We start from the raw sequence: 24,072 nt of genomic DNA, 5'->3' as shown, positions 1-24,072 counted from the left end.
CGACCAACCGGCCGGCCCTGCTTCCGGGAGAATGGCATTGACCACCCTGCGCCCGACCAAGCCGATCCTCGCGTTTATCATCGCGCTCCTGGCCATGTTTGCGCTGTTCCGCCCGGCTTATGGCGCTGATGTCCATCCGCAGGTGAACGCGCTCGGCCAAGGCGATTACGCGGCCCTCGAAAGCGCCATCACTGCGCTTGCCGCAACCGGCGATCCCGCCGCGGCCGCCGTCCTCGACGCCCTCTCGAATGGCGACCTCTATGTCCGCAAATCGGATGGCGCCGTCTTCAAGGCCGTCAGGGCGGGCGACGGTTACGCCCTGACCGATCTCGTCACCGGAACGGATGCCGGCACCGCCGCCCGTAGCGATGTGACGAAGATCAAGGTCAACAACAAGATCCGCGGCCAGATCCGCGCCGCATCCGGCTCGCTCACCTTGATGAATCCCGATCCGAAGCTGCGCTATGCGGCCGCCGCGGATGTCTTCAAGAGTGCCGATCCCGCGCAGATTCCGCTGCTCGACAGCGTCATCGCCGGCGAGAAGGATACGGGCGTCAAGGCGATGCTGGTCCAGGCGCGCGCCGCCGCGGTCCTGAAATCCGATATGAGCAGCGACGAGAAGGTCGCCGCCGTGGCGATCATCGCCGCCCGCGGCGATCAGGACGCGTTGGCGATCCTCACCGGGGCCGGTGCCGCCGGCGCCGATCCGGCCGTCAAGGCCGCCGCGGATGCCGCCGCCGGCTCGATCGAGGGCCAGTTGCAGCTCTGGAACGGCGTGCAAAATATCTGGTACGGCGTGTCGCTCGGCTCGGTGCTGCTGCTCGCGGCGATCGGCCTTGCGATCACCTTCGGCGTCATGGGCATCATCAACATGGCGCATGGCGAGATGGTCATGCTCGGCGCCTACACGACCTATGTCGTGCAGGAGATCATCCGCACCAGTTATCCCGGCCTCTTCGACTGGTCGCTCGCCATCGCGCTGCCGCTCGCCTTTCTCGTCTCCGGCGGCGTCGGGGTTCTCATCGAGCGGTCGGTGATCCGCTTCCTCTATGGCCGCCCGCTGGAAACGCTGCTCGCCACCTGGGGCATCTCGCTGATCCTGCAGCAGGCGGTGCGCACCTATTTCGGCCCCAACAACCGCGAGGTCGGCAACCCCTCCTGGATGTCCGGCACCTTCGATCTCGGTCATCTCGCGATCACCTACAACCGCATGTGGATCGTGGTGTTCGCGCTCGGCGTCTTCGCGGTGCTGATGCTGGTGCTGAAGCGCACGCCCTTCGGCCTGCAGACCCGCGCCGTGACGCAGAACCGGCCGATGGCTTCGTCCATGGGCATCCGCACGCCCTATGTCGACGCGCTGACCTTCGGCCTCGGCTCCGGCATCGCGGGTATCGCCGGCGTGGCGCTGTCGCAGATCGACAATGTCAGCCCCAATCTCGGCCAGAACTACATCATCGACAGCTTCATGGTGGTGGTGTTCGGCGGGGTCGGCAATCTCTGGGGCACGCTGGTCGGCGCTTTCACGCTCGGCATCGCCAACAAGTTCCTCGAGCCCTATGCCGGTGCAGTGCTCGCCAAGATCCTCGTCCTCGTCTTCATCATCCTGTTCATCCAGAAGCGGCCGCGCGGCCTGTTCGCCCTCAAGGGCCGTTCGGTGGAGGCGTGAGCATGATCATGATCGCAAGAGCTCTCGCTGAGGCGGATGCGACCTTGCTGGCCGCGAAAAGGGAAAGCGGATCGAACGGCAGCGAAGCGGTTCCGGGCTTGCTGAGGCTGCTCCAACGGCTGGGCTTCATGATGACGGGGACGAGCCGATGATCACTGCCTTCATCTTCCGCGCGCTCGACCGCAACACCTATATCGTGCTCGGCCTGCTGCTCGCCGTCGGCATCCTTCTGCCGCTGCTCAGCCTGACCGATCCGTCCTTCCCGCTGCATGTGCCGACCTATGTCATCGCGCTGATCGGCAAATATCTCTGCTATGCGCTGCTCGCGCTCTCCGTCGATCTCGTCTGGGGCTATTGCGGCATCCTTTCGCTCGGTCATGCCGCGTTCTTCGCCCTCGGCGGCTATGCGATGGGCATGTATCTGATGCGCCAGATCGGTGCGCGCGGCGTCTACGCCAACCCGATCCTGCCCGATTTCATGGTGTTCCTGAACTGGAACGAGCTGCCCTGGTTCTGGTACGGCTTCGATCACTTCTGGTTCGCGGCGATCATGATCATTGCCGTGCCGGGGCTGCTCGCCTTCGTCTTCGGCTGGTTCGCCTTCCGCTCGCGCGTCACCGGCGTCTATCTGTCGATCATCACGCAGGCGATGACCTATGCGCTGCTGCTCGCCTTCTTCCGCAACGACATGGGCTTTGGCGGCAATAACGGCCTGACAGACTTCAAGGACATTCTCGGTTTCAACATCCAGGCGCCGGCAACCCGCGGCGTGCTGTTTTTCGCCTCGGCCCTGGCGCTGGCGCTCGGCTTCCTGATCTGCCGCGCCGTCATCGCATCGAAATTCGGCAAGGTGCTGATCGCCGTGCGCGACGCCGAAAGCCGGACGCGGTTCATTGGCTACCGCGTCGAGGGCTACAAGCTGGTCGTCTTCGTGCTGTCGGCGATGATGGCCGGCGTCGCCGGCTCGCTCTATGTGCCGCAGATCGGCATCATCAATCCCGGCGAGTTCGCACCGGCCAATTCGATCGAGGCCGTGATCTGGGTCGCCGTCGGGGGGCGCGGCACATTGATCGGACCGATCGTCGGCGCGCTGCTCGTGAATTTCGGCAAGACCTGGTTTACGAGCGGCGTGCTCGCCGAATACTGGCTGTTCGTCCTTGGCGCGCTGTTCGTCGCCGTCACCCTGTTCCTGCCGAAGGGCGTCGTCGGCACCCTGCTGGCGCGGGCGAAGGCGAGGCCGACATCGACGTCGGCGCCCGCCGCCGTGTCCCCGATCGAAGCCAGCATTGCAGCGGAGGAAGGTGCATGACCGCGACCCATGTCGAAACCTCGTCGCCTGCCGCGCGCGAGAAGGCGAGCCGCGAAAAGGCGAAGAACTCGCTGCTCTATCTCGACGGCGTCTCGGTCTCCTTCGATGGCTTCAAGGCGCTGCGCTCGCTCTCGCTGGTGATCGAACCCGGCGAGATGCGCGCCATCATCGGGCCGAACGGCGCCGGCAAGACGACGATGATGGACGTCATCACCGGCAAGACCAAGCCGGACGAGGGCGACGTCTACTTCGCCGGCGACACCGACCTGACACGGATGGACGAGGCGTCGATCGCCTCGCTCGGCATCGGCCGGAAGTTCCAGAAGCCGACGGTGTTCGAGAGCCACACCGTCTGGAACAATATCGATCTGGCACTCGCTGGCGTCCGCGGACCCTTCGCGACGCTGTTTCATCGTACCAGCCTGCGCGAGACGGCGCGCATCGAGGAGATCCTCGATATCATCCGCCTCGCCGACAAGAAGGAATGGCTCGCCGCCAATCTCTCGCACGGCCAGAAACAGTGGCTCGAGATTGGCATGCTGCTGGCGCAGGAACCGCAGCTCCTGCTCGTCGACGAGCCGGTCGCCGGCATGACCGACGCCGAGACGCGCGAGACGGCGGCGTTGCTGCGCGAGATCGCGAAGACGAAGTCCGTCGTCGTGGTCGAGCACGACATGTCCTTCGTGCGTGAACTCGACGTCAAGGTCACCGTGCTGCACCAGGGCTCGGTGCTCTCGGAAGGCACGCTCGACGCGGTCTCGGCCGATCCGACCGTGATCGAAGTTTATCTCGGCCGGTGAGGATGATCATGCCTGAAGCGAAATCCGCACCCGCCGCCCCGTCGATGCTCGAGGCAAGGAATGTCGACCTCTATTACGGCGCGGCGCAGGCGCTCCGCAGCGTCTCGCTGACCGCCGAAGTCGGCAAGGTCACCTGCCTGATGGGCCGCAACGGCGTCGGCAAGTCGAGCCTTCTGCGCGCCATTGTCGGCCAGAGGCCGATTTCCGGTGGCGAGATCGTCTGGGAGGGCCGGGTGCTCGGCCGCATGGCGGCCTATGACCGCACGCGCGCCGGCATCGCCTATGTGCCGCAGGGCCGCGAGATCTTCCCACTGCTCACCGTGAAGGAAAATCTCGAAACCGGCTTCGCGCCGCTCGCGCGCAAGGACCGCTACATTCCCGACTACATCTTCGAGCTCTTTCCCGTGCTGAAGGACATGCTCGGCCGTCGCGGCGGCGATCTCTCCGGCGGCCAGCAGCAGCAACTGGCGATCGGCCGCGCGCTGGTAACGCGGCCGCGGCTCTTGGTGCTCGACGAGCCGACTGAGGGCATCCAGCCCTCGATCATCAAGGATATCGGCCGCGCCATCGAATGGCTGCGCGAGCAGGGCACCATGGCGATCCTGCTGGTCGAGCAGTATTTCGATTTCGCGCACCAGCTTGCCGACACCTTCGCCGTGATGGATCGCGGCGAAGTGGTGGCGTCAGGTCCTCAGTCCGAAATGGGCAGCGAGGCCGTTCGCGCCCACCTCACGGTCTGAGGCAGGTCTCGAAGAGCTGACGCTGCCGGGATGCTGGCCGTTTGCTGTCCTTGGCCGCGACATCGCGAAAGAGGGCGCGAATGTCGTCCGATCGTACGCCATCGCTCGACATCAGCATGGCGATGATCGGCTCATGCAGAAGTTCATTCAGCGAAGAATCCTTGCCGTAGCAGGAATTGGAGTCGTTCATCACGAACCTCCTCGGGCGTTCGGGCTTTGCGTGCGTCCCGAACATTACGGCACTCGATGACGTTTGTAAGAAGGAAGCGCTCCTGCCTGTTCACGATCGTTTGATGCTGCGAAGCAGTACTAATTCGCCGTCTTATGCTGCGGCGTCGAAGGCGGCGACCAGTTCAGCGGCCCGGGCGGCGACATCGGCAATGCTGGCACCTGGCTTGTAGAGAAACGAGCCGATGCCGAAGCCGGCGCAGCCGGCCTTCAGATACTCCCCGAAATTGGAAGCGTTGGCGCCGCCAACGGCGAGCACTGGCAGGTCCTTCGGCAGAACCGCCTTCATCGCGCGTATGCCGGCCGTGCCGATCAATTCGGCCGGAAAGAACTTCAGCGCATCGGCGCCGGCATCGATGGCCGCGAAGGCCTCGGTCGGGGTGAAGACACCGGGATAGGATTCGAGCCCGAGTTCCTTGGTGCGCCTGATAACTTCGGGATTAGCGTTCGGCGAGACGATCAGCATGCCGCCGCTGTCCTTGACGGAATCGACATGGGCTGCCGACAGAACCGTGCCGGCGCCGACCTTGGCGCGCCCTCCGGCGCGCTTTGCCATCGTCTCGATCGAGACGAAGGGTTCCGGCGAGTTGAGCGGAACCTCGATCAGGGTGATGCCGGCTTCGACGAGCACATCGAACACCGCCGCGGCTTCGCCCGGCGCGATGCCGCGCAGGATCGCGACCAGCGGGCGGTGGCTTCCGAACAGAGGATGGGTCATCGGCGAGGTTCCTTCAAAGGAGTCCGTTGGCGCGCGCGATGCGCACGAGGCCGCGCCTGACCAGCGCCGAGCCGTCACGCGCTTCGGCGTGATGACCGGCAACCGCGAAGGCGGCCGAATAAGCGCGTGCGAGCGAGCGCGAGCCGATGATGCGGATCGGCTGATCGGCATCGAGCAGACGCGCGTCGCGCGCGGCGGCGATTTCGCCGCCGATGACGAGGCCGGAGAGATAAGCGAGGTTGTCGTCGCCCGAGACGCCGTCCAGCAACTGCCGCACGCGGACCGAGAAGATGGCGCCGAGAAAGGGCAGGCCCTCGGTGACGCTGCGCCGGACGGCGAGCGCGAAATGTTCGGACGCGGCGATGTCGTCGGCGTGCTCGGCAACCGAGTGCCGCAGGAACGACTTCCGCGCGAGGAGCTCGAACATCTCGCCGGTCATGAAGGTCTGGAAATCGCTGATGGTCCCGCCGCCGACGGCCGCCCATTTCGAATGCGTGCCCGGCAGGATGGCGATGCCGGCGAAATCCGGCTCCTCCTCCATCAGTCCGACCAATTGCGTTTCCTCGCCGCGGATCACGTCGCCATCGCGCACCGCCGACCGCAGCACGAGGCCGGGGACGATCGCGAGGGCGCGATGGTCGCTCCCTTCGAAGCGGTGCAGTCCGGCCGCGAGGGCCTCGCTGGTCGCGGGAACGGGAACATAGGCCGCCTCGCGCCAGCCCTGGCGGCTGCCGACCATGCCCGCCATCAGTACGGGCACGCGCGGCCAGCCGCTTGTCAGTCGCTCGAAGGCATCCTCATGGCCGAGCCCGCCGAGCGGCCCGATGCCGTCGGCGCTTTCCGCCTCCGCGATCAGCCCGCCGTCCTTGTCGAGCAGCATCGCGCGGCAGCGCGACGTCCCCCAGTCGACCGCGATCAGCGCGGCGTCGGCAGCATTGGGAACGGGGTGATCGGCAGAGGAAGGGGCGGCGTTCAAGGCAGCACTCGCAAGGCGGATCCGAAGAGGTCAAAGCGTTGTTCGACGTTCGCCGGTCCCTGTCAAGCAGCCCCCGTCAATCCGAAGGCACAGGCCCTGTCGAAGCGCGGATCACGAGTTCGACCGGCCAGAGTTCATGGATCGTCTCCGGCGCGCGGCCCTCGACGATCTCCATCAGCAACTCGCCGACGCGCTTACCTGCCGCCCGGATCGAGGACCGCGTCGTCGACATGGTCGGGACCATTGAATCCGGGTTGAGGAACGGAAAGACGTCGTCATGCGCGATCATCGAGACGTCGCGGCCAAGCTCGAGACCAGCAGCGCGAATGGCGCGGAAGGCACCGAGCGACATCATCATGGAAGAGACCAGCAAGGCCGTCGGGCGGGGCCGTTCGGAGAGGAAGCGCTCCGCGATCCGGAAGCCCACCTCATCGCTCATCACGCCGCCGGCAATGAAGAGCTCTTCTGGCGTGATGTCGCGCGCGGCAAGGGCCGAGCGAAAGCCGATCTCGCGGTCGCGCGCGAAGGTGAAGCGCGGTTCTCCGTTGATCAGTCCGATGCGCCGGTGGCCAAGGTCTAGCAGATGCTTGGTCGCATGGCGGAACGCACCCTCATTGTCGATGTCGATCCATGCATGCGGTACCTCCGATTCCGTTCGGCCATGCAGGATGAAGGGCAGGCCGAGCTCGGTCAGGAGGCGAATGCGACCATCGGCAATCAGCGGACTTGACAGCACGACGCCGTCGACCCGCGAGCCGACGGCCATGCGCTGGTAATTGGCGGTCTCATCGCCGCCACGCGACGGCGAGAGAACAATGTCGATTTCGTCGGCCATCAGCGTTTCGCCGAGGCCAGCCTGGAACTCCATGTAGTGGGGATCGATCAGCATGTTCCAATCGGTCGGCAGCACGATGCCGATCGCATTCGCGCGTCCGGTGGCGAGACGGCGCGCATTCGCATTCGGCTGGTAGCCATGACGGCGGGCAGCGTCGAGCACCCGCCGACGCGTTTCCTCGTTGACTTCCGGATAGCCGTTGAGCGCCCGGCTCACGGTCGTCTGCGACAGACCGAGATGCTGGGCGAGATCCTTGAGCTTCATCGAGCTCCTTCCTCCCACTTGAACCTATTCAAAGCGCTTTCAAATTCCGTTGCAAGTCGCTTCGCCCCGGTCCACTGCCCGCCGCGGGCTCGAGCGACGGGGTCATCGTCCGCTTGGCCAGCGATTTCTGAGTTGATTCAAGGAAATGCAACGATTTGTCGTACGAATACAAGGACAATGAGGATGGCGGGGTCTTCAATCCGGCGCTGCTGGAGCTTGACAGTTCTCGCTGCACCTGTTGAAACTCGGTTCAAAGCGCTTTGGGTCGCTGCCTCTGGCACGTGATCAAAGGACGTTTTTTGGGAGGAGGGAGTGGCGAGGGCGCGTCCGGGAATGGACGGATCCCAGCACTTGCTCGCCCATGAGATTCGATTGTTTCTCAGGGAGGTTTTGAACATGAACATGCGATCCGCGCTCCTCGGCTTCGCTGCTGCGATTGCCGTGGCCAGCGCCGCCAATGCCGCGAACCTGTCGATCGTCTCGGGCGATACTGGCAATGGTCTCGCCGTCCTGCGCGAAAAGCTCGACATCTATGAGAAGTCGTCGGGCAACAAGGTCACGATCGTCCCGATGCCCTCGTCGACGAGCGACCAGTTCGGCCAGTACAAGCTCTGGCTCGCCGCCGGCAATTCCGACATCGACGTTTACCAGACCGACGTCATCTGGGCTCCGCAGCTCGCCGATCAGCTCGTCGACCTGACCGAAGCGACCAAGGACGTCATCGGCCAGCATTTCCCGTCGATCGTCGAATCGCAGACCGTGAACGGCAAGCTCGTCGCGATGCCGCTCTTCACCGACGCGCCGGCGCTTTATTACCGCAAGGACCTGCTCGACAAGTACGGCAAGTCCGTGCCGAAGACCTGGGCCGAACTCGCCACGACGGCGAAGGAAATCCAGGACAAGGAGCGCGAGGCTGGCTCGAAGGACATCTGGGGCTTCGTCTGGCAGGGTAATGCCTATGAAGGGCTGACCTGCAACGCGCTGGAATGGGTCAAGTCGAACGGCGGCGGCCAGATCGTCGAGGCCGACGGCACGATCTCGATCAACAACCCGAAGGCGGCTGAAGCGCTCGAAGCGGTCAAGGGCTGGGTCAACACCATCTCTCCGCCCGGCGTGCTCGCCTATCAGGAAGAAGAGTCCCGTGGCGTCTGGCAGACCGGCAATGCCGTGTTCATGCGCAACTGGCCTTATGCCTATTCGCTCGGCAATGGCGCTGACTCGGCCGTGAAGGGCAAGTTCGACGTCGCTCCGCTGCCGGCAGGCAGCGCCGAAGGCGCCACCTCGGCCGCGACCCTCGGCGGCTGGAACCTCGCCGTCTCGAAGTATTCGAAGAACCAGAAAGAGGCCATCGATCTGGTCAAGTTCCTGACTTCGAAGGAAATGCAGAAGAAGCAGGCGATCGAGGCCTCCAACCTGCCGACGATCATCGACCTTTATGACGATGCCGACATCGCCAAGGCCGTGCCGATCATCCCGCGCTGGAAGGAAGTGTTCCTGAACGCCGTTCCGCGTCCCTCGGCGCCGACCAAGGTCAAGTACAACGAGGTCTCGTCGAACTTCTGGACCGCCGTGCACAACACGATCTCCGGCAATGGCAGCGCAGCTGACAATCTCGAACTGCTCGAGGCCCAGCTGACCAAGCTCAAGGGCGCCAACTGGTAAGCCCGATCTTTCGCCCCCCGCATGATCGCGGGGGGCGATTTTCGTTGAAATCACCGCCTTCGGCGCTACCGTTGCCGAAAATAAGGGCGGGAACCCGCCAGTTGCAGGCCGATCCGGCCACGGGGGACGATCAGCATGGCCATAGCTGAAACCATCGACGTCGCTGAAAAAAGCGCCGGTTCCGATCTCTTTCGCCAGCGCGTTCGCTCGGCCTGGCTGTTCTTGACCCCGATGCTGGTGGTGCTGGCCGTGGTGGCCGGCTGGCCACTGCTGCGAAGCATCTATTTCTCCTTCACCAATGCCTCGCTGACCAATATCGAAGCGGCGCAGTGGGTCGGCTTCGATAACTACCTTTCGATCACGACGCTGAAGAGCGGACGCGTCATCTATGACGGCCTGCTCGTCGATCCGCTCTGGTGGAAGTCGGTCTGGAATACCGTCCGCTTCTCCGTCGTGTCGGTCATCCTGGAGACGATCATCGGCATGATGGTCGCGCTGGTCCTCAATGCGGAATTCCGTGGCCGCGGTATCGTGCGCGCCGCGATCCTCGTCCCCTGGGCCATTCCGACCATCGTTTCGGCCAAGATGTGGGCCTGGATGCTCAACGACCAGTTCGGCATCATTAACGATATCCTTCTGCATCTCGGCTTGATCTCTCAGAAGATCGCCTGGACCGCCAACCCCGATACCGCGATGCTCGCGGTGCTGATGGTCGACATCTGGAAGACGACGCCGTTCATGGCGCTGCTCATCCTGGCTGGCCTGCAGATGATCCCGGGCGACATCTACGAGGCGGCCAAGATCGACGGCGTGCATCCGGTGAAGGTGTTCTTCAAGGTCACGCTGCCGCTGGTCCGTCCGGCCCTGATGGTCGCGATCATCTTCCGCATGCTCGATGCGCTGCGCATCTTCGATCTCATCTATGTGCTGACCGCGAACAATGCGCAGACCAAGACGATGTCGGTCTTCGCACGCGAGAACTTGTTCGACTTCGACAAGTTTGCCTATGGCTCGGCCGCATCGACGATGCTGTTCCTGATCCTGACGGTCATCACCGTCGTCTATATCATCGTCGGCAAGGTCAATTTCGAGGGAGGCCGCTGATGCTCTGGCATGCAACCAAGCGCACCGGCTTCTATCTGCTGGTGATCGGCATTGTCTTCATTTCGATATTCCCGTTCTATTACGCGATCATCACGTCGTTCAAATCGGGAACCGCGCTGTTCGAGATCAATTACTGGCCGACGAGCTTCTCGCTGGCCAACTATACGCAGGTGCTGACGACCGGCAGCTTCCCGCGCAACCTCGCGAATTCACTGCTGATCGCCTCGGTGGTGGTGGCGATCTCGCTGCTGCTGGCCGTGACGGCGTCGTTTGCCCTGTCGCGTGTCCGGTTCGGCGGCCGCTCGCTCCTGCTCTTCACGATCCTCGCGGTCTCGATGTTCCCGCAGATCGCCGTGCTCTCGGGCCTCTTCGAACTGGTCCGCTTCTTCGGCATCTTCAACACGCCGTTCGCGCTGATCTTTTCCTACATGATCTTCACGCTGCCCTTCACCGTGTGGATCCTGACCACCTTCATGCGTGACCTGCCGATCGAGATCGAGGAAGCCGCGATCGTCGATGGCGCCAGCCCGTGGGTCATCATCACCAAGGTGTTTCTGCCGCTGATGTGGCCCGCGCTGGTGACGACCGGTCTCCTCGCCTTCATCGCGGCCTGGAACGAGTTCCTGTTCGCGCTGACCTTCACCTCGTCGAACAACACCCGCACCGTTCCGGTGGCGATCGCCCTGCTGTCGGGCAATACGCAATATGAAATTCCCTGGGGTAACATCATGGCTGCGTCGGTCATCGTCACCGTCCCGCTCGTCGTCCTCGTGCTGATCTTCCAGCGCAAGATCATCTCGGGCCTGACGGCCGGCGGCGTGAAGGGCTGATGATGAGCCAGATTGTGCAGCAAGTGCCCGGATCGATCCTCTCGACCGATCCCGACTGGTGGCGCGGCGCCGTCATCTATCAGGTCTATCCGCGCTCGTTCCAGGATACGACTGGCGACGGCGTCGGCGACCTGAAGGGCATCGCCGACCGGCTTGGCCATATCGCGGCGCTTGGGGCGGATGCGATCTGGATCGCGCCGTTCTTCAAGTCGCCGATGAAGGATTTCGGCTACGACGTCTCGGACTATTGCGCCGTAGACGGCCTGTTCGGCACGATCGAGGATTTCGACCACCTGATCGCCGAGGCGCATGCCCGCGGCATCCGCGTTCTGATCGACCAGGTGCTGTCGCACAGCTCGGACCAACATCCCTGGTTCAAGGAAAGCCGTTCCTCGAAGGACAATGCCAAGGCCGACTGGTATGTCTGGGCTGACGCCAAGCCGGACGGCACGCCGCCCAACAACTGGCTGTCAATCTTCGGCGGCTCGGGCTGGGAGTGGGACACGACCCGCTGCCAGTACTATTTGCACAACTTCCTCACCTCGCAGCCGGACCTCAACTTTCACACCATGGCGGTGCAGGATGCGCTGCTGGAGACGGTCGAGTTCTGGCTGAAACGCGGCGTCGACGGGTTCCGCCTCGATACGGTGAATTTCTACGTTCATTCGCAGGCGCTCGAGGATAATCCGCCGTCCCGCCCCGAAGATCGCAATTCGCCCGAGGCGCCGGCGGTCAATCCCTATAACTGGCAGGACCATATCCACGACAAGAGCCAGCCGGAAAATCTCGAATTCCTGAAGCGGCTGCGCGCGCTGCTCGATCGCTATCCAGGCCAGACGACCGTCGGCGAGATCGGCGACGGTCCGCGCTCGCTGAGGACCATGGCGGCCTATACGTCCGGCGGCGACAAGCTGCACATGTGCTATACCTTCGACTTCCTGTCGCCGATCTTCACGAAAGAGCATTTCGTGAAGCGCGTCACGGCGTTTGAGGCGATCGTCGGCGATGGCTGGCCGTGCTGGGCGTTCTCGAACCACGATATCGTGCGCCACGTCAGCCGCTGGACGACAGACGGCGATTATGACGGCGTCGCCAAGATCGCGGCGGCGATCCTCCTGTCGCTGCGCGGCTCGGTTTGCCTCTATCAGGGCGAGGAACTCGGCCTCACCGAGGCGGACATCGCCTTCGAGGACCTGCAGGATCCCTACGGCATCCGCTTCTGGCCGGAATACAAGGGTCGCGACGGTTGCCGCACGCCGATGGTGTGGGAATCGAACAGCACCTATGCCGGCTTCTCGACCGGCAAGCCCTGGCTGCCCGTGCCGCAGGAACATGTCGCGCGCGCTGCCAACCGCGAGGACGCCGACCATCAGTCGGTGCTGGCGCTCTATCGGCGCATGATCGCGTTCCGCAAGTCGCATCCAGCGCTCATTCGCGGCAGCATCGCCTTCGTGGACACGCCGGACGACGTGCTCGGCTTCATCCGTGCCACGGGCGAGGAGAAGGTGCTTGCTCTGTTTAATCTCGGTACGACGCCGGTTACGGCCGATTTGCCGCCCGGCATCGAAGTCGCACCGCTCGAGGGTCACGGTTTCACCGCGACGCTGCATCAACAGGAACGGACCATCAGCCTGAACGGACGCGACGCGTTCTTCGCTAGGATTGTCTGACGGGGCTGGGAAGGGGAACGAACATGGCTGGACTGCTGCTGCGCGGCATCAAGAAGAGCTACGGCACCGTCAAGGTGCTGCATGGCATCGATCTCGACATCAAGTCGGGCGAGTTCATCGTCTTTGTCGGTCCCTCGGGCTGCGGCAAGTCGACCTTGCTGCGCCTGATCGCGGGCCTTGAGGATATCACCGGCGGCACGCTGCAGATCGACGGTCAGGTGGTGAACCAGCTTGCGCCCTCGAAGCGCGGCATCGCCATGGTGTTCCAGTCCTATGCGCTCTATCCGCATATGACGGTCTACGACAACATGGCCTTCGGCATGAAGCTGGCGAAGGGCCACGACGCCTCGGAGATCGACAAGCGGGTGCGCGGGGCGGCGGACATCCTGCAGATCACGCCCTATCTCGACCGGTTGCCGAAGCAGCTCTCGGGCGGCCAGCGCCAGCGCGTGGCCATCGGCCGCGCCATCGTCCGCGACCCGAAAGTGTTCCTCTTCGACGAGCCGCTCTCCAATCTCGACGCGGCGCTCCGCGTGCAGACGCGCATCGAGATCAACAAGCTGCATGAGCGCATGGCCGGCGTGACGATGATCTATGTCACGCATGACCAGGTCGAGGCGATGACGCTTGCCGACCGCATCGTGGTGCTGAATGCCGGACGCGTCGAGCAAGTCGGCGCGCCGATGGAGCTCTATCACCGGCCGGACAATCTGTTCGTCGCCCGCTTCCTCGGCTCGCCGTCGATGAACACGATTCCCTGCACGATTGTGTCGGGCAGTCCGGATGCATCGGTGCAGCCGGATGGCTGCAACAAGATCGCGGTGGCAGCGGTCATTCCGGCGTCGGCCGCCGGCAAGCGCGGCACCTTCGGCGTCCGCCCGGAGGATCTCGTTCTGACCGAGGGTTCAGACGCGATCTTCCACGGCACCATCGACATCGTCGAGCAGCTCGGCGAAGTGACGCTCATCTATGTCGATGTCGGAACCAGCGAGCCGATCGTCGCCAAGATCGAGAATGAGGCGGTGGTCGCCAAGGGCCAGAAGGTCTCGCTTACCACCGAGAAGCGCCACCTTCACGTATTCGACGAAAACGGCGTCGCCTTCCCGCGCAGCTGAAGCGGTGCGGATGGCGCGGCCGGCGCGTCGAGCCATCCATTGCGACGATACCAGCCGACCACATCGGCCAAAGTCTCCTCGAAAGGCCGGAAGCTGAGACCGAGTTCGCGCGCTGATTTTTCGGCGCTGAAGAGGTTGCGGCCGTCCTCCTTGGCGATGAGTCGCACTGCGGCAAGGCTGAGCAGCGCAGGCCGTCCCAACAGCCGCTGCGCCAATTCCTCAACCGCCCCAATCGCGTAGAGCATCGCGAGCGGCACCTTCCATCGCGGCGCCGGCACGCCCGTTGCCGGTTCGAGCTGGCGGATCAGTTCCGACATCGTCATGGGCTGTCCGGCAGCAAGATAGAGTTCGCCGCGCCGACCTTTGTCCGCTGCCGCGATCTCGGCGAGCGCGACGTCGCGCGCATCGACCACGGAAAAGCCGCCCGGCGGAATTCCCGGCAGACGCCGCTTTGCGTAGTCGAGCACGATGCGCCCGGAAGCCGTCGGTCCCGCATCACCGGGGCCGAACATGAATCCCGGCAGCACGAAGCAGCCCGTCATGTCGGGATGGTCGCCGAGGAAGCGGCGCACGGCGCGGTCGGACAGGATCTTGCTGGCATAATAGTCGTCGGCCTCGTCGAGGTCGCGCGCCATGGTTTCGTCGATGGGCGCACCCGGCGGACCGTTGAGGACGGCGATCGACGAGGTGTGTACGAAACGGCGGATGCCGGCGGCATAGGCAGAAGCGAGCAGGGCTTCGGTGGCCGACACATTGGTCGCGATGAGCGCGTCGCGATGACGCCCACCCTTGTAGCTGTCGCGGAAATAGGCGGCCGTGTGGAAGAGCACGTCATGACCAGCGAGCTTGTCGGCGAAGCCCCCGACCGCGCCCATGTCGCCTTCGACCACCGTGATATCGAGATCGCCGAACATACGCTCGGCCTTCTCCCGCGATCGGACCAGAGCCGTGACGCGGACGCCCCGCTCGACCAGCAGGCGGACGAGATTGTTGCCGAGCAGCCCCGTTGCCCCGGTGACGAATGCGCTTGCAAATGCCATCTTGTCCTCCATTCGGTGGTGTATTCCAATACCGATTGGTATCTAGAATACTAGTCGGTATCTGGATTTCAAGTGGTTTGGAGATTTCGTCGAATGGCGCGGTTGTCGCGGGAGGAAAGCCGGGTCAGGACGCGGGAGATGCTGCTCGCCTCGGCAGCGCGCGCCTTCGCCCGCGCCGGCTATTCGGGCGCCAGCGTCGACGATATCGCCGAGGATGCGGGCTTTTCGAAGGGCGCGTTCTATTCGAACTTCGCCTCCAAGGAGGCGATTTTCCTGGCGCTGCTCGAAGTGCGTAAGCAGAGCGAGATCATGGCCGTCCGCGCCATGATCGCCGAAGTCGACAGCGACAAGCTGATGGAGACGCTCACGACATGGCTCGACGCGCTGCATGGCGACCGAGACTTTGCGCTTCTCGCAGCTGAGCTGGAATTGCAGGCCCGTCGCAGCGAGAGCCTCGCGGCCGGCTATGAGGCATTGCAGAAGCGATTTTCCGACGAACTCGTCGCGTTCATCGCCGTGGTGTTCGAGCGCCTCGAACTGACGCCGCCGGCGCCAATCAAGGACATTGCGGACACCTTCATCGCGATCTCGAACGGCTCAGCGCTCGCCGCAGGCCATCAGAACCAGCATGCCGGCCGCTCGATGCGCCTGTTCCTCGACATGCTGATCAAGGCCAGCGCCACGCGCGCGCGCTGATCTACCTAAGCCAGCCGCCGGGCGACGATCTTTCCCTCGAGGCGAAGCGTCAACTCGATATGGCCCGACTGCGTCACGTCGACGATCTTCGATGGACGATAGGCGCAGATATTCTCGCCGCCGCGGTGACGAACGCTGGCATAGAGGATGCCATCGCCGCCACTCGCTCGAACGCTCTCGCCGAAGGCCTGCGAGACACCATAGTCGGATGTAGCATAGAGGCCGGGTTCGTCCGCGACATGGCCGCGGATGTCGCGATAGCGTCCCGCGATCTGCGCGCCATAGACGCGGTAGGTCGCGATGTGCCGCTCCATGCCGCTGCGCATCATTTCGCGTCGAAGGTGGTGCGAAACCTCGGCGATCGCGGTCTCGACACGCATGGCACCATACCAGGCGCCAAGCGCCCCGGAGGAAAAGCGGAGACCGGTCGGCGGCGTGTGCAGGAACGACGCCATGATGACGCTGGCATTCGGCCTGCCATAGACCCATTCGCTTTTCGGCAGCCGAGCCAGCCGCTCGGCGACGAGACGGTCATTGGTCCAGCCTTCGAGCTCCATCACCGCTTCCAGTTCGGCCGGGGCGGCGACATCATCGAAGGCGCTGATCGGCGGAAAGCGTGACGGGATCAGCCGCTGTGTCGGGCCGGGGATCGGGGCGTTTGGAAAGCGCCGCATCGTCAGGCCCAGACGATGTCGCTGTCGTCGATCGGGGCTGTGACATCGTCGAGCGCGGGCAGGGGGGCCGAGAACAGGCCGCCGCGCCAGGCATCGAGATGGCGACGCAGCAGCATCAGTCCATCCTGCGTACCGTTCGCGGCCAGCGCCAAAGGCGGTTGTCCGCCGAAAAGTGGACCGCTGTTCGGCGCACGCAGCCAGAACTGTGCGTCTGCGTCATTCGCAAACAGGATGCGCAGCGCCTTGTGAATGCCGAGCACCGCCGAAATCCGAAGCAGCGTATCGAGCGGCAGGATCAGCGGCGCATCGGTGCGCGCCTTGGCGAGCCAGCCGAAATAGGTCGAACGGCCGGGCAGGCCGAGCATGCGCATGCGCTCCGCCTCCGTTAGCCCCCAAAGATCCGCGATCGCGACAAAGCTCCGCAGTCCCGGCCCGCCGAGGCGCTTGCGGTCGGCCGCCGAGAAGTGACGCCAGGATTCGCCTGCGGGTGTCGCGGCAGATGGCGTTGCCGAAAGGATCATGAGCAGCTCCTGTCCATCTCCGGATCATATAGTCCAGATATGGACAAAAGCAAGCGTCAGATATCCAGTGCCAGGAACTCGAGCCGGTTGCCGAAGGGGTCGGAGAGGTAGAAGCGCTGGTAACCCGGCAAGGCGTCGTCATCGATCGGGGCGAGGCCGGCAGCGACGCATCGGGCGCGCAATTCATCGAGATTGTCGACGCGAAAGGCGGGATGGGCCTTCCGCGCCGGCCGGAAATCGTCTTCGACGCCGAGATGCAACTGGCGCGCGCCGGCCAGGAACCAGACGCCGCCGCGCTGCGCGAGAATGGCCGGCTTGGCGATCTCGGCCAATCCTAGGATCGCGCCATAGAATTGCCGCGCGGCTTCCTCCTCGCCGCGCGGCATGGCGATCTGGACATGGTCGATGTCGGTGATCGCCATCACTGTGCTAGCGCATGGCCGCCGCAAGCGCCTGCTGGCAGCCGCGCGACAGGCGCGCCGCATTGGCGCGGAGGCAGGCGGCACCATTGCCGGCACCAAGGCGAACGGTGCTGCAATAGCGCGCGAAGTCGGCCCGGCAATATTGTCGGACCAGCATCGCCTCCTGGCGCGGCGACATCTGCACAGGCGGCGGCGGTGGCGGCGGAGCCTTGGCGGCTGACGTGGGCGCCTTGGGCGGGGGTGGCGCGCCCGGCGTTGCCCCCGGCGGTGGCGGCGGCGGGTTGGCAGCGGTCGGCGCCGGCGCTGCGCCGCCCGAGGCCGCGGTCACGGCCTGCTGGCAAGAGGGTGACAGCTTGCCGAGATTTTGTTGCAGGCATTGCAGCGCTGCCGATCCGCCGGGCGGCACGCTGGCGCAGTTGGCGCGATAATCGCTCTGGCAGGATGACTTGATCGCCGACTGCTGCGCGCTGGTCGGCGCGGCGGACGCCATGCTCCCCAGCAGCGGCAAGGCGATCACGGTTGCAACGATCCGCAGGGAATGTGCAACGGCTTCGGACATAGGGGATTCTCCTCGCGCCGGGTCTACCCGGCGGCAGGCACGATGCACCGCGCCGCCGGGAGGCGCAATCAGGCTTTAGCGATCGAAACGGAAGACCGTTTCCGCGACGCCGGGGACGTCCGATCGATAGGCGAACAGGCCGCCGGCCAGCCGCTCCAGCGGGCCGGAGCCACCTTGCGCCGTCGTGATATAGAGCGTCTTAAGGTCGTCGCCGCCGAACGTGCAGTTGGTGATATTGCCGACCGGCATGTCGAGCACGTTGGATACTGTTCCCTCCGGCGAGATGCGCACGACGCAGCCGCCGCCATACCGGGCATTCCAGAGATGGCCCTCGGCGTCGATCTGCGAACCGTCGGGAGAGCCACGATCGAAGCCGGCGAAATGATCGCGTTCGCCGGACAGCGCGCCGGTCGCCGCGTCATAGTCGAAGGCCCAGATCTCGTTCTTGAGCGTATCCGCCGTATAAAACCGGCCGCGCTTCAGATCCCAGGCCATCGTGTTGGTGATGCCGATGTCGCGCTTGATCGTCTCCGTCGACCCGTCGGCGCGGACGCGGTAGAGTACGCCGAGCGGCGGTCCGGAAATGTCGACCGAAGAGCCGTCCGGCGCGACATTGTTGAACATCGAGCCGACGATGAGGTCACCGAACGGATCGGGCCGACCGTCATTCAGCCGGGCAGCCGGCGTGTTTGCTTCCGGCCGTGCGAAGTCGGCGCGGGCATCCTTGGCCGGCTGCCAGAGGATGACCTTGGAGCCAAGGGCGATGATGAACGTGTCCGCACGGTCGGTGATTCCGATCGCCGTCACCGGTTCGTCGAAGAACCAACTGCGGATCGATCCGCTCTCCGTGTCGAGCCGATGGATCAGGAAGCGGTTGATGTCGGTCCAGTAGACTGCGCGTTCGGCTGCGTGCCAGACGACGCCCTCGCCGCAGCGGTCTCCCGCTGGCACGATGCATTGAGGTTCCGACATCCGTGATCTCCCTTTGGCCCATATCCTGCTTGATGATCGCCGCTGCTTCGGCGAGGCGCTCGGCACGATAAGGCAAACTGGTCGCAGGAGTTTTATTTCGATGCTCTAATTTTCTCCCTCAACATATGAAGCGGAATTGGCTAGGACACGCGTGGCCGGGCTTGGCCGAAACGTCCGGAATCGGGAAAGAGGGTTTTAATGACCAGTCGAATCATCGCCGTCGACCCCTTCGACCTCGTCGTGTTCGGTGCGACCGGCGATCTTGCCTATCGCAAACTGCTGCCGGCGCTTTATCACCGCCATCGCGACGAGCAGATCCCCGAGGTCTCACGGATCATCGCCGCCTCGCGCCGTAATCTGAGCGACGACGATTATCGCAAGCTCACGGAAGAGGCGCTGACCAAGTTTGTGCCGGCCGAGGAGCGCGAGCCTGAGCAGGTCGCATCCTTCCTCGCCCGCATTTCCTATGTTTCCGTCGATGCCAAGATCGATGACAGCGGCTGGGCCGATCTCGCCCGCGTCCTCGAAGAGGGCAAGGATCGCGTCCGCGCCTTCTATCTCGCGGTTTCGCCCGATCTGTTCGGCGTCATCTGCGAGGGGATCGGCGCGCATGGCCTGATCACGCCGCAGACGCGCGTTATCATCGAGAAGCCGATCGGCAAGAGCCTCGCCTCGGCCACTGCGCTCAACGACGCGGTCGGCAAGGTGTTCAAGGAAAGCCAGATCTACCGCATCGATCACTATCTCGGGAAGGAGACGGTCCAGAACCTGATGGCGCTGCGCTTCGCCAATGCGCTGTTCGAGCCGCTCTGGAACGCCGCCCATATCGATCATGTGCAGATCACCGTCGCCGAGAATCTCGGCGTCGAGAGTCGTGCCGGATATTACGATACCGCCGGTGCGTTGCGCGACATGGTGCAGAACCACATCCTGCAGCTGCTTTGCCTCGTCGCCATGGAGCCGCCGAACCAGTTCGAGGCGGATGCGATGCGCGACGAGAAGCTGAAAGTCCTGCGCTCGCTGAAGCCGATCACGGCGAAGGAGCTCGAGGCCGTGACCGTGCGCGGCCAGTATCGCGCCGGCGCTTCGGCCGGCGGGCCCGTCCCCGGCTATTTGCAGGAACTCGGCCGCGACGATTCGATGACCGAAACCTTCGTCGCGCTGAAGGCCGAGATCGAGAATTGGCGCTGGGCCGGCGTGCCGTTCTACATCCGGACCGGCAAGCGCCTGCCGGCGCGCAATTCCGAGATCGTGGTCTCGTTCAAGGCGATCCCGCATTCGATCTTCGGCGATGCAGCCGGCCAGCTCGTCTCGAACCAGCTCGTGATGCGCCTGCAGCCCGACGAGGGCGTCCGCCTCTGGCTGATGATCAAGGATCCGGGCCCGGGCGGCATGCGGCTGCGTCATGTGCCGCTCGACATGAGCTTCGCCCAGACCTTCAAGGTGCGCAGCCCCGAGGCCTATGAGCGGCTGCTGATGGACGTGATCCGCGGCAATGCCACGCTGTTCATGCGCCGCGACGAGGTCGAGGCGGCCTGGAAGTGGATCGACCCGATCCTCGATGGCTGGCAGGCTTCGCGCGAAGCGCCGAAGTCCTACACCGCCGGTACATGGGGGCCGTCGGCCGCGATCGCGCTGATCGAGCGCGACGGCCGGACCTGGCATGAGGAAATCGAGTAGCGGCCCGATCGGGACCGCCGCATGCCGGGCGCGGTCGTGCCCGGCACCAAGTGGAGTTGTGCCATGACCATTCATCCGAAGGTCGCTGAAGTCACGGAGCGCATCCGCGCCCGCAGCGTGGCAAGTCGCGCGCTCTATCTGAAGCGCGTCGCCGCTGCAGCCAAGGCGGGTACGCGGCGTGGATCGCTTGCCTGCGGCAACCTGGCCCATGGCTTTGCCGCCTGCGGCGTCGAGGACAAGGCGGCGCTGAAGGGCGACGTGGTGCCCAATCTCGGCATCATCACAGCCTATAACGACATGCTCTCGGCCCATCAGCCCTACGAGACCTATCCCGAGCTGATCCGCCACGCGGCGCGCGAGGCCGGCGGCGTCGCGCAGGTCGCGGGCGGCGTTCCCGCGATGTGTGATGGCGTCACGCAGGGCCAGACCGGCATGGAGCTGTCGCTGTTCTCGCGCGACGCCATTGCGATGTCGGCGGCGATCGGCCTGTCGCACAACATGTTCGATGCGGCGGTCTTTCTCGGCATCTGCGACAAGATCGTGCCGGGGCTGATGATCGCGGCGCTCTCGTTCGGCCATCTGCCGACGGTGTTCATTCCGGCCGGGCCAATGACGACCGGCCTGCCGAACGGCGAGAAGGCGCGTATCCGCCAGCTCTATGCCGAGGGCAAGGTCGGCCGCCCCGAACTGCTGGAGGCGGAAAGCGCCTCCTATCACGGGCCAGGCACCTGCACCTTCTACGGTACCGCCAACACCAACCAGATGATGATGGAGATCATGGGCCTGCATCTGCCGGGCTCGTCCTTCGTCAATCCGAACACGCCGCTGCGCGAAGCACTGACCAAGGCCGCGACCAAGCGCGCGCTCGCGATCACGGCGCTCGGCAACGAGTTCACGCCGATCGGCGAGATCGTCGACGAGAAGGTGATCGTCAACGGCGTCGTCGGCCTCAACGCCACCGGCGGCTCGACCAACCACACCATGCATCTCGTGGCGATCGCCAAGGCGGCCGGCATCCAGCTTACCTGGGACGATTTCTCGGATCTCTCCGACGTGGTGCCGTTGCTGACCCGGGTCTATCCGAATGGCCTCGCCGACGTGAATCACTTCCACGCGGCGGGCGGCATGAGCTTCCTGATCCGCGAGCTGCTCGACGCCGGCTATCTGCATGACGACGTCAAGACGATCTGGGGCAATGGCCTCTCGGCTTACACTGTGGAGCCGAAGCTGGACGCGGCCGGCGGTATTTCCTGGCAGGAAGGCGCCCGCGAGAGCCTTGACGAGAAGGTGCTGGCCCCGGTTTCCAAGGCGTTCCAGCCGACGGGTGGCCTGAAGCTTCTCTCCGGCAATATCGGGCGCGCCGTCATCAAGATCTCGGCCGTCAAGCCCGATCGCCATGTCATCGAGGCGCCGGCCAAGGTGTTCGATGCGCAGGACGACCTGCTGACGGCGTTCAAGGCCGGCGAACTCACCGGAGATTTCGTCGCTGTCATCCGCTTCCAGGGCCCGAAGGCCAATGGCATGCCGGAACTGCACAAGCTGACGCCTTCGCTCGGCATCCTGCAGGATCGCGGCCAGCGCGTGGCGCTCCTGACCGACGGGCGCATGTCCGGCGCCTCCGGCAAGGTGCCGGCGGCGATCCATGTCACGCCCGAGGCATTGGCGGGCGGCCCGATCGCCAAGATCCGCGACGGCGACATGATCCGTATCGACTGCTCGACCGGCGCGCTGGACGTCCTCGTCGACGCGGCGGAGTTCGCGGCGCGGCCGGCGGCGCTTCGTCCGGAGGAAGAGGTCTATGGCATGGGCCGGGAACTCTTCGAGATGTTCCGCGCGCATGCCGGCGCCGCCGAGCTCGGGGCCGGCGTGTTCTGATCTGGAACGAAATTCTACATAGGCGACCAGATTAGTCGCCTATGTAGCGGGCGAGACAGGCCCGTGGACGGTGCCCCGGGCGTCGATCTGCCTGCCAGCGCCTTGCTCGCCAAGGTCTTTCGGCGGTTGCGCGACAGACCGGTGCGTTGTGGTTCCTGCAGCCGACTGGAATGATTTTCCAAGGCGGGGTTTGCAATTGGAACCGCCTTTGTCGTGTTTGCGCTCGGCATTCACTAAATACCGTGCAAGAATTTTGCTCATTCCATCCGAACGCGCTGCCGGAGACATCGATGGCGACTGCCCATCGGAGACTTTCGACCTTTCCAGCCTTCCACAAAGTGGAGGGGCGCCGGGTCGTGGTCGTCGGTGGCGGCGGCGAGGCGGCTGCAAAGCTGCGTCTCTTGTCCGAAACCAGCGCGGTGCTGGTTGTCTTTGCGCCTGTTCTTGAAGACGAGGCTGCGGCTGACGTCGTCGCGACCGGTGCGCTTCACGAGCCACGCTGGCCGGCTGCCTCCGATCTTGAGGGCGCGGCGCTCGTCTTCGCCGCGACGGGCGACCTGGATCAGGACAGCGCCGTGCGCGCGCTCGGCAAAGCTGCCGGCATCCCGGTCAATGTCGTCGACCGGCCGGATCTTTGCGATTTCTACGTTCCGGCCCTGGTCAATCGCGCGCCGCTGGCGGTTGCGATTTCGACGGAGGGTGCGGCCCCCGTGTTGGCCCGCCATGTTCGGGCCCGGATCGAATCCCTGCTCGCGCCCGCGATCGGTGATCTCGCGCATCTGGCCGAAGGTCTCCGCGAGCGCGTCGCTGAACGTATTCCGACATCCGATGCCCGGCGTCGCTTCTGGGCGCATTTCTTCACCGGTCCCGCAGCCGCGAAAGTGCTCGCGGGGCAGATCGAGGGCATCGATGCGGAAGCCGATGCGGCGATCGACGCCAGCGCGTCCAAGGGCCATGCCGGCCATGTCAGCCTCGTCGGTGCCGGTCCGGGTGCTGAGGACCTCCTGACGCTGCGGGCCGTGCGCCTGCTGCAGGAGGCCGACGTCATCGTCTATGACAAGCTGGTGCCTGAGGCCGTGGTTGCCATGGGCCGGCGCGATGCGCTCCGCATCTACGTCGGCAAGGCCAAGGGCATGCATGCCGCCAGCCAGGACGAGATCAACGCGATCCTCGTTCGGGAGGCGCGCGACGGGCGCCGCATCGTGCGCCTGAAGTCCGGCGATCCGCTCATTTTCGGGCGTGCTGGCGAGGAAATGGCGGCGCTCCGTGCGGCTGGTATCCCCTTCGATATCGTGCCCGGCGTGACGGCTGCGATTGCGGCCGCGGCCGAGAACGAAATCCCGCTGACGCTACGCGATGTCGCGTCGACCTTCGTGCTCGCCACGGGGCATGACATGCGCGGCGATACTCTGCCGGAATGGGCCGGCCTCGCGCTCGCCGGCTCCACCATCGCCGTCTATATGGGGCGCAGCGTTGCTTCCAAGGTTGCCGCGCGGCTGATCGAGAACGGCCTTGCCGCCTCGACGCCGGTCGCGGTGATCGAGAATGCATCCCGGGTCGACCGCAAGGCCTATGCCGGACGGCTGGACGAACTTGCCCGCATCGCCGACCGGCCGGAAATCGACGGTCCGGTCGTTATCATCGTCGGCCGCGTGGTTGCCGAAAGCGCCCTTGGCGTCGCCCCTTTGCCGCTCGCCGCGATGGCGGCATGACGCG

Annotated in this window: 23 protein-coding genes; 13 read left to right on the top strand and 10 right to left on the bottom strand. The window is 64.6% G+C overall.

Annotated elements, in window-relative coordinates; genetic code table 11:
• Positions 1-37 precede the first annotated feature (37 nt).
• From urtB to urtE, 4 genes are all read left to right on the top strand, one after another.
• Entirely contained in the window at positions 38-1,666 is a 1,629-nt protein-coding gene (urtB, locus tag BUB39_RS05420; RefSeq protein ID WP_425292889.1) for an urea ABC transporter permease subunit UrtB, read from the top strand.
• 148 nt (positions 1,667-1,814) lie between these two features.
• A complete protein-coding gene (gene urtC, locus BUB39_RS05415; protein ID WP_073051925.1) occupies positions 1,815-2,975 on the top strand; it encodes an urea ABC transporter permease subunit UrtC in 1,161 nt (386 codons plus the stop codon).
• Positions 2,972-3,775 (top strand): urea ABC transporter ATP-binding protein UrtD, encoded by an 804-nt coding sequence (urtD, locus tag BUB39_RS05410; protein ID WP_084526903.1) that lies wholly within the window; start codon positions 2,972-2,974, stop codon positions 3,773-3,775. Before urtC ends, urtD begins: the two co-directional genes overlap by 4 nt.
• Positions 3,776-3,819: 44 nt before the next feature.
• Positions 3,820-4,515, top strand: coding sequence for an urea ABC transporter ATP-binding subunit UrtE (gene urtE / locus BUB39_RS05405; RefSeq protein WP_073052801.1), 696 nt, complete (start codon positions 3,820-3,822; stop codon positions 4,513-4,515).
• Here urtE and BUB39_RS05400 read toward each other — a convergent pair.
• The 4 genes from BUB39_RS05400 to BUB39_RS05385 form a co-directional block, all read right to left on the bottom strand.
• Positions 4,505-4,705: a hypothetical protein gene (locus tag BUB39_RS05400; protein WP_073051924.1), complete on the bottom strand. Its 201-nt coding sequence runs from the start codon at positions 4,703-4,705 to the stop codon at positions 4,505-4,507. The two genes, urtE and BUB39_RS05400, sit on opposite strands and share 11 nt — an antisense overlap.
• A 132-nt stretch (positions 4,706-4,837) precedes the next feature.
• A complete protein-coding gene (locus BUB39_RS05395; protein WP_073051923.1) occupies positions 4,838-5,461 on the bottom strand; it encodes a 2-dehydro-3-deoxy-6-phosphogalactonate aldolase in 624 nt (207 codons plus the stop codon).
• A gap of 13 nt (positions 5,462-5,474) precedes the next feature.
• Positions 5,475-6,437 carry a 2-dehydro-3-deoxygalactonokinase gene (locus BUB39_RS05390; protein WP_073051922.1) on the bottom strand — a complete coding sequence of 321 codons (963 nt, stop codon included), beginning with the start codon at positions 6,435-6,437 and terminating at the stop codon, positions 5,475-5,477.
• 76 nt (positions 6,438-6,513) lie between these two features.
• Complete coding sequence (locus BUB39_RS05385; protein WP_073051921.1) at positions 6,514-7,536, bottom strand: LacI family DNA-binding transcriptional regulator; 1,023 nt, start codon at positions 7,534-7,536, stop codon at positions 6,514-6,516.
• 396 nt (positions 7,537-7,932) lie between these two features.
• On the opposite strand from BUB39_RS05385, the gene BUB39_RS05380 reads away from it, so the two are divergent.
• From BUB39_RS05380 to BUB39_RS05360, 5 genes are all read left to right on the top strand, one after another.
• A complete protein-coding gene (locus BUB39_RS05380; RefSeq protein ID WP_073051920.1) occupies positions 7,933-9,198 on the top strand; it encodes an ABC transporter substrate-binding protein in 1,266 nt (421 codons plus the stop codon).
• A gap of 135 nt (positions 9,199-9,333) precedes the next feature.
• Positions 9,334-10,302, top strand: a complete 969-nt coding sequence (locus BUB39_RS05375; RefSeq protein ID WP_139251341.1) for a carbohydrate ABC transporter permease — start codon at positions 9,334-9,336, stop codon at positions 10,300-10,302.
• A complete protein-coding gene (locus BUB39_RS05370; RefSeq protein ID WP_073051919.1) occupies positions 10,302-11,132 on the top strand; it encodes a carbohydrate ABC transporter permease in 831 nt (276 codons plus the stop codon). Before BUB39_RS05375 ends, BUB39_RS05370 begins: the two co-directional genes overlap by 1 nt.
• 2 nt (positions 11,133-11,134) lie before the next feature.
• Positions 11,135-12,802, top strand: a complete 1,668-nt coding sequence (gene bglA, locus BUB39_RS05365) for a beta-galactosidase BglA (RefSeq protein WP_073052799.1) — start codon at positions 11,135-11,137, stop codon at positions 12,800-12,802.
• A 23-nt stretch (positions 12,803-12,825) separates the two neighbouring features.
• A complete protein-coding gene (locus BUB39_RS05360; RefSeq protein WP_073051918.1) occupies positions 12,826-13,917 on the top strand; it encodes an ABC transporter ATP-binding protein in 1,092 nt (363 codons plus the stop codon).
• Here BUB39_RS05360 and BUB39_RS05355 read toward each other — a convergent pair.
• Positions 13,875-14,957 (bottom strand): SDR family oxidoreductase, encoded by a 1,083-nt coding sequence (locus BUB39_RS05355; RefSeq protein WP_073052798.1) that lies wholly within the window; start codon positions 14,955-14,957, stop codon positions 13,875-13,877. The genes BUB39_RS05360 and BUB39_RS05355 overlap by 43 nt on opposite strands.
• 93 nt (positions 14,958-15,050) lie before the next feature.
• Between BUB39_RS05355 and BUB39_RS05350 the strand changes: the two genes are divergently transcribed.
• Positions 15,051-15,653, top strand: coding sequence for a TetR/AcrR family transcriptional regulator (locus BUB39_RS05350; protein WP_084526902.1), 603 nt, complete (start codon positions 15,051-15,053; stop codon positions 15,651-15,653).
• 5 nt (positions 15,654-15,658) lie between these two features.
• Here the strand turns inward: BUB39_RS05350 and BUB39_RS05345 are convergent, their stop codons facing one another.
• The 5 genes from BUB39_RS05345 to BUB39_RS05325 all read right to left on the bottom strand — a co-directional run bounded on the left by BUB39_RS05345 (position 15,659) and on the right by BUB39_RS05325 (position 18,801).
• Positions 15,659-16,327, bottom strand: a complete 669-nt coding sequence (locus tag BUB39_RS05345) for an RES family NAD+ phosphorylase (protein WP_073051916.1) — start codon at positions 16,325-16,327, stop codon at positions 15,659-15,661.
• A gap of 2 nt (positions 16,328-16,329) precedes the next feature.
• On the bottom strand, positions 16,330-16,848 hold the full coding sequence (locus BUB39_RS05340; RefSeq protein WP_073051915.1) for an MbcA/ParS/Xre antitoxin family protein: 519 nt from the start codon (positions 16,846-16,848) through the stop codon (positions 16,330-16,332).
• Positions 16,849-16,904: 56 nt separating this feature from the next.
• Positions 16,905-17,270 (bottom strand): VOC family protein, encoded by a 366-nt coding sequence (locus BUB39_RS05335; RefSeq protein ID WP_073051914.1) that lies wholly within the window; start codon positions 17,268-17,270, stop codon positions 16,905-16,907.
• A 7-nt stretch (positions 17,271-17,277) separates the two neighbouring features.
• Positions 17,278-17,829: a hypothetical protein gene (locus BUB39_RS05330; RefSeq protein WP_073051913.1), complete on the bottom strand. Its 552-nt coding sequence runs from the start codon at positions 17,827-17,829 to the stop codon at positions 17,278-17,280.
• A 75-nt stretch (positions 17,830-17,904) separates the two neighbouring features.
• A complete protein-coding gene (locus BUB39_RS05325; protein ID WP_073051912.1) occupies positions 17,905-18,801 on the bottom strand; it encodes an SMP-30/gluconolactonase/LRE family protein in 897 nt (298 codons plus the stop codon).
• Between the two features lie 198 nt (positions 18,802-18,999).
• Here BUB39_RS05325 and zwf point away from each other — a divergent pair, with 198 nt between their 5' ends.
• The 3 genes from zwf to cysG all read left to right on the top strand — a co-directional run bounded on the left by zwf (position 19,000) and on the right by cysG (position 24,068).
• Positions 19,000-20,481 (top strand): glucose-6-phosphate dehydrogenase, encoded by a 1,482-nt coding sequence (gene zwf, locus BUB39_RS05320; protein ID WP_073051911.1) that lies wholly within the window; start codon positions 19,000-19,002, stop codon positions 20,479-20,481.
• A gap of 63 nt (positions 20,482-20,544) precedes the next feature.
• Positions 20,545-22,356, top strand: coding sequence for a phosphogluconate dehydratase (gene edd, locus BUB39_RS05315; RefSeq protein WP_073051910.1), 1,812 nt, complete (start codon positions 20,545-20,547; stop codon positions 22,354-22,356).
• A gap of 290 nt (positions 22,357-22,646) precedes the next feature.
• Entirely contained in the window at positions 22,647-24,068 is a 1,422-nt protein-coding gene (gene cysG, locus BUB39_RS05310; RefSeq protein ID WP_073051909.1) for a siroheme synthase CysG, read from the top strand.
• The last annotated feature ends 4 nt before the right edge of the window (positions 24,069-24,072 follow it).

It is taken from the genome of Kaistia soli DSM 19436 (assembly GCF_900129325.1).
Taxonomy (GTDB): Bacteria; Pseudomonadota; Alphaproteobacteria; order Rhizobiales; family Kaistiaceae; genus Kaistia; species Kaistia soli.
Note: the sequence above shows the minus strand (reverse complement) of the source record. Positions and strands in the feature narration are given on the sequence as shown.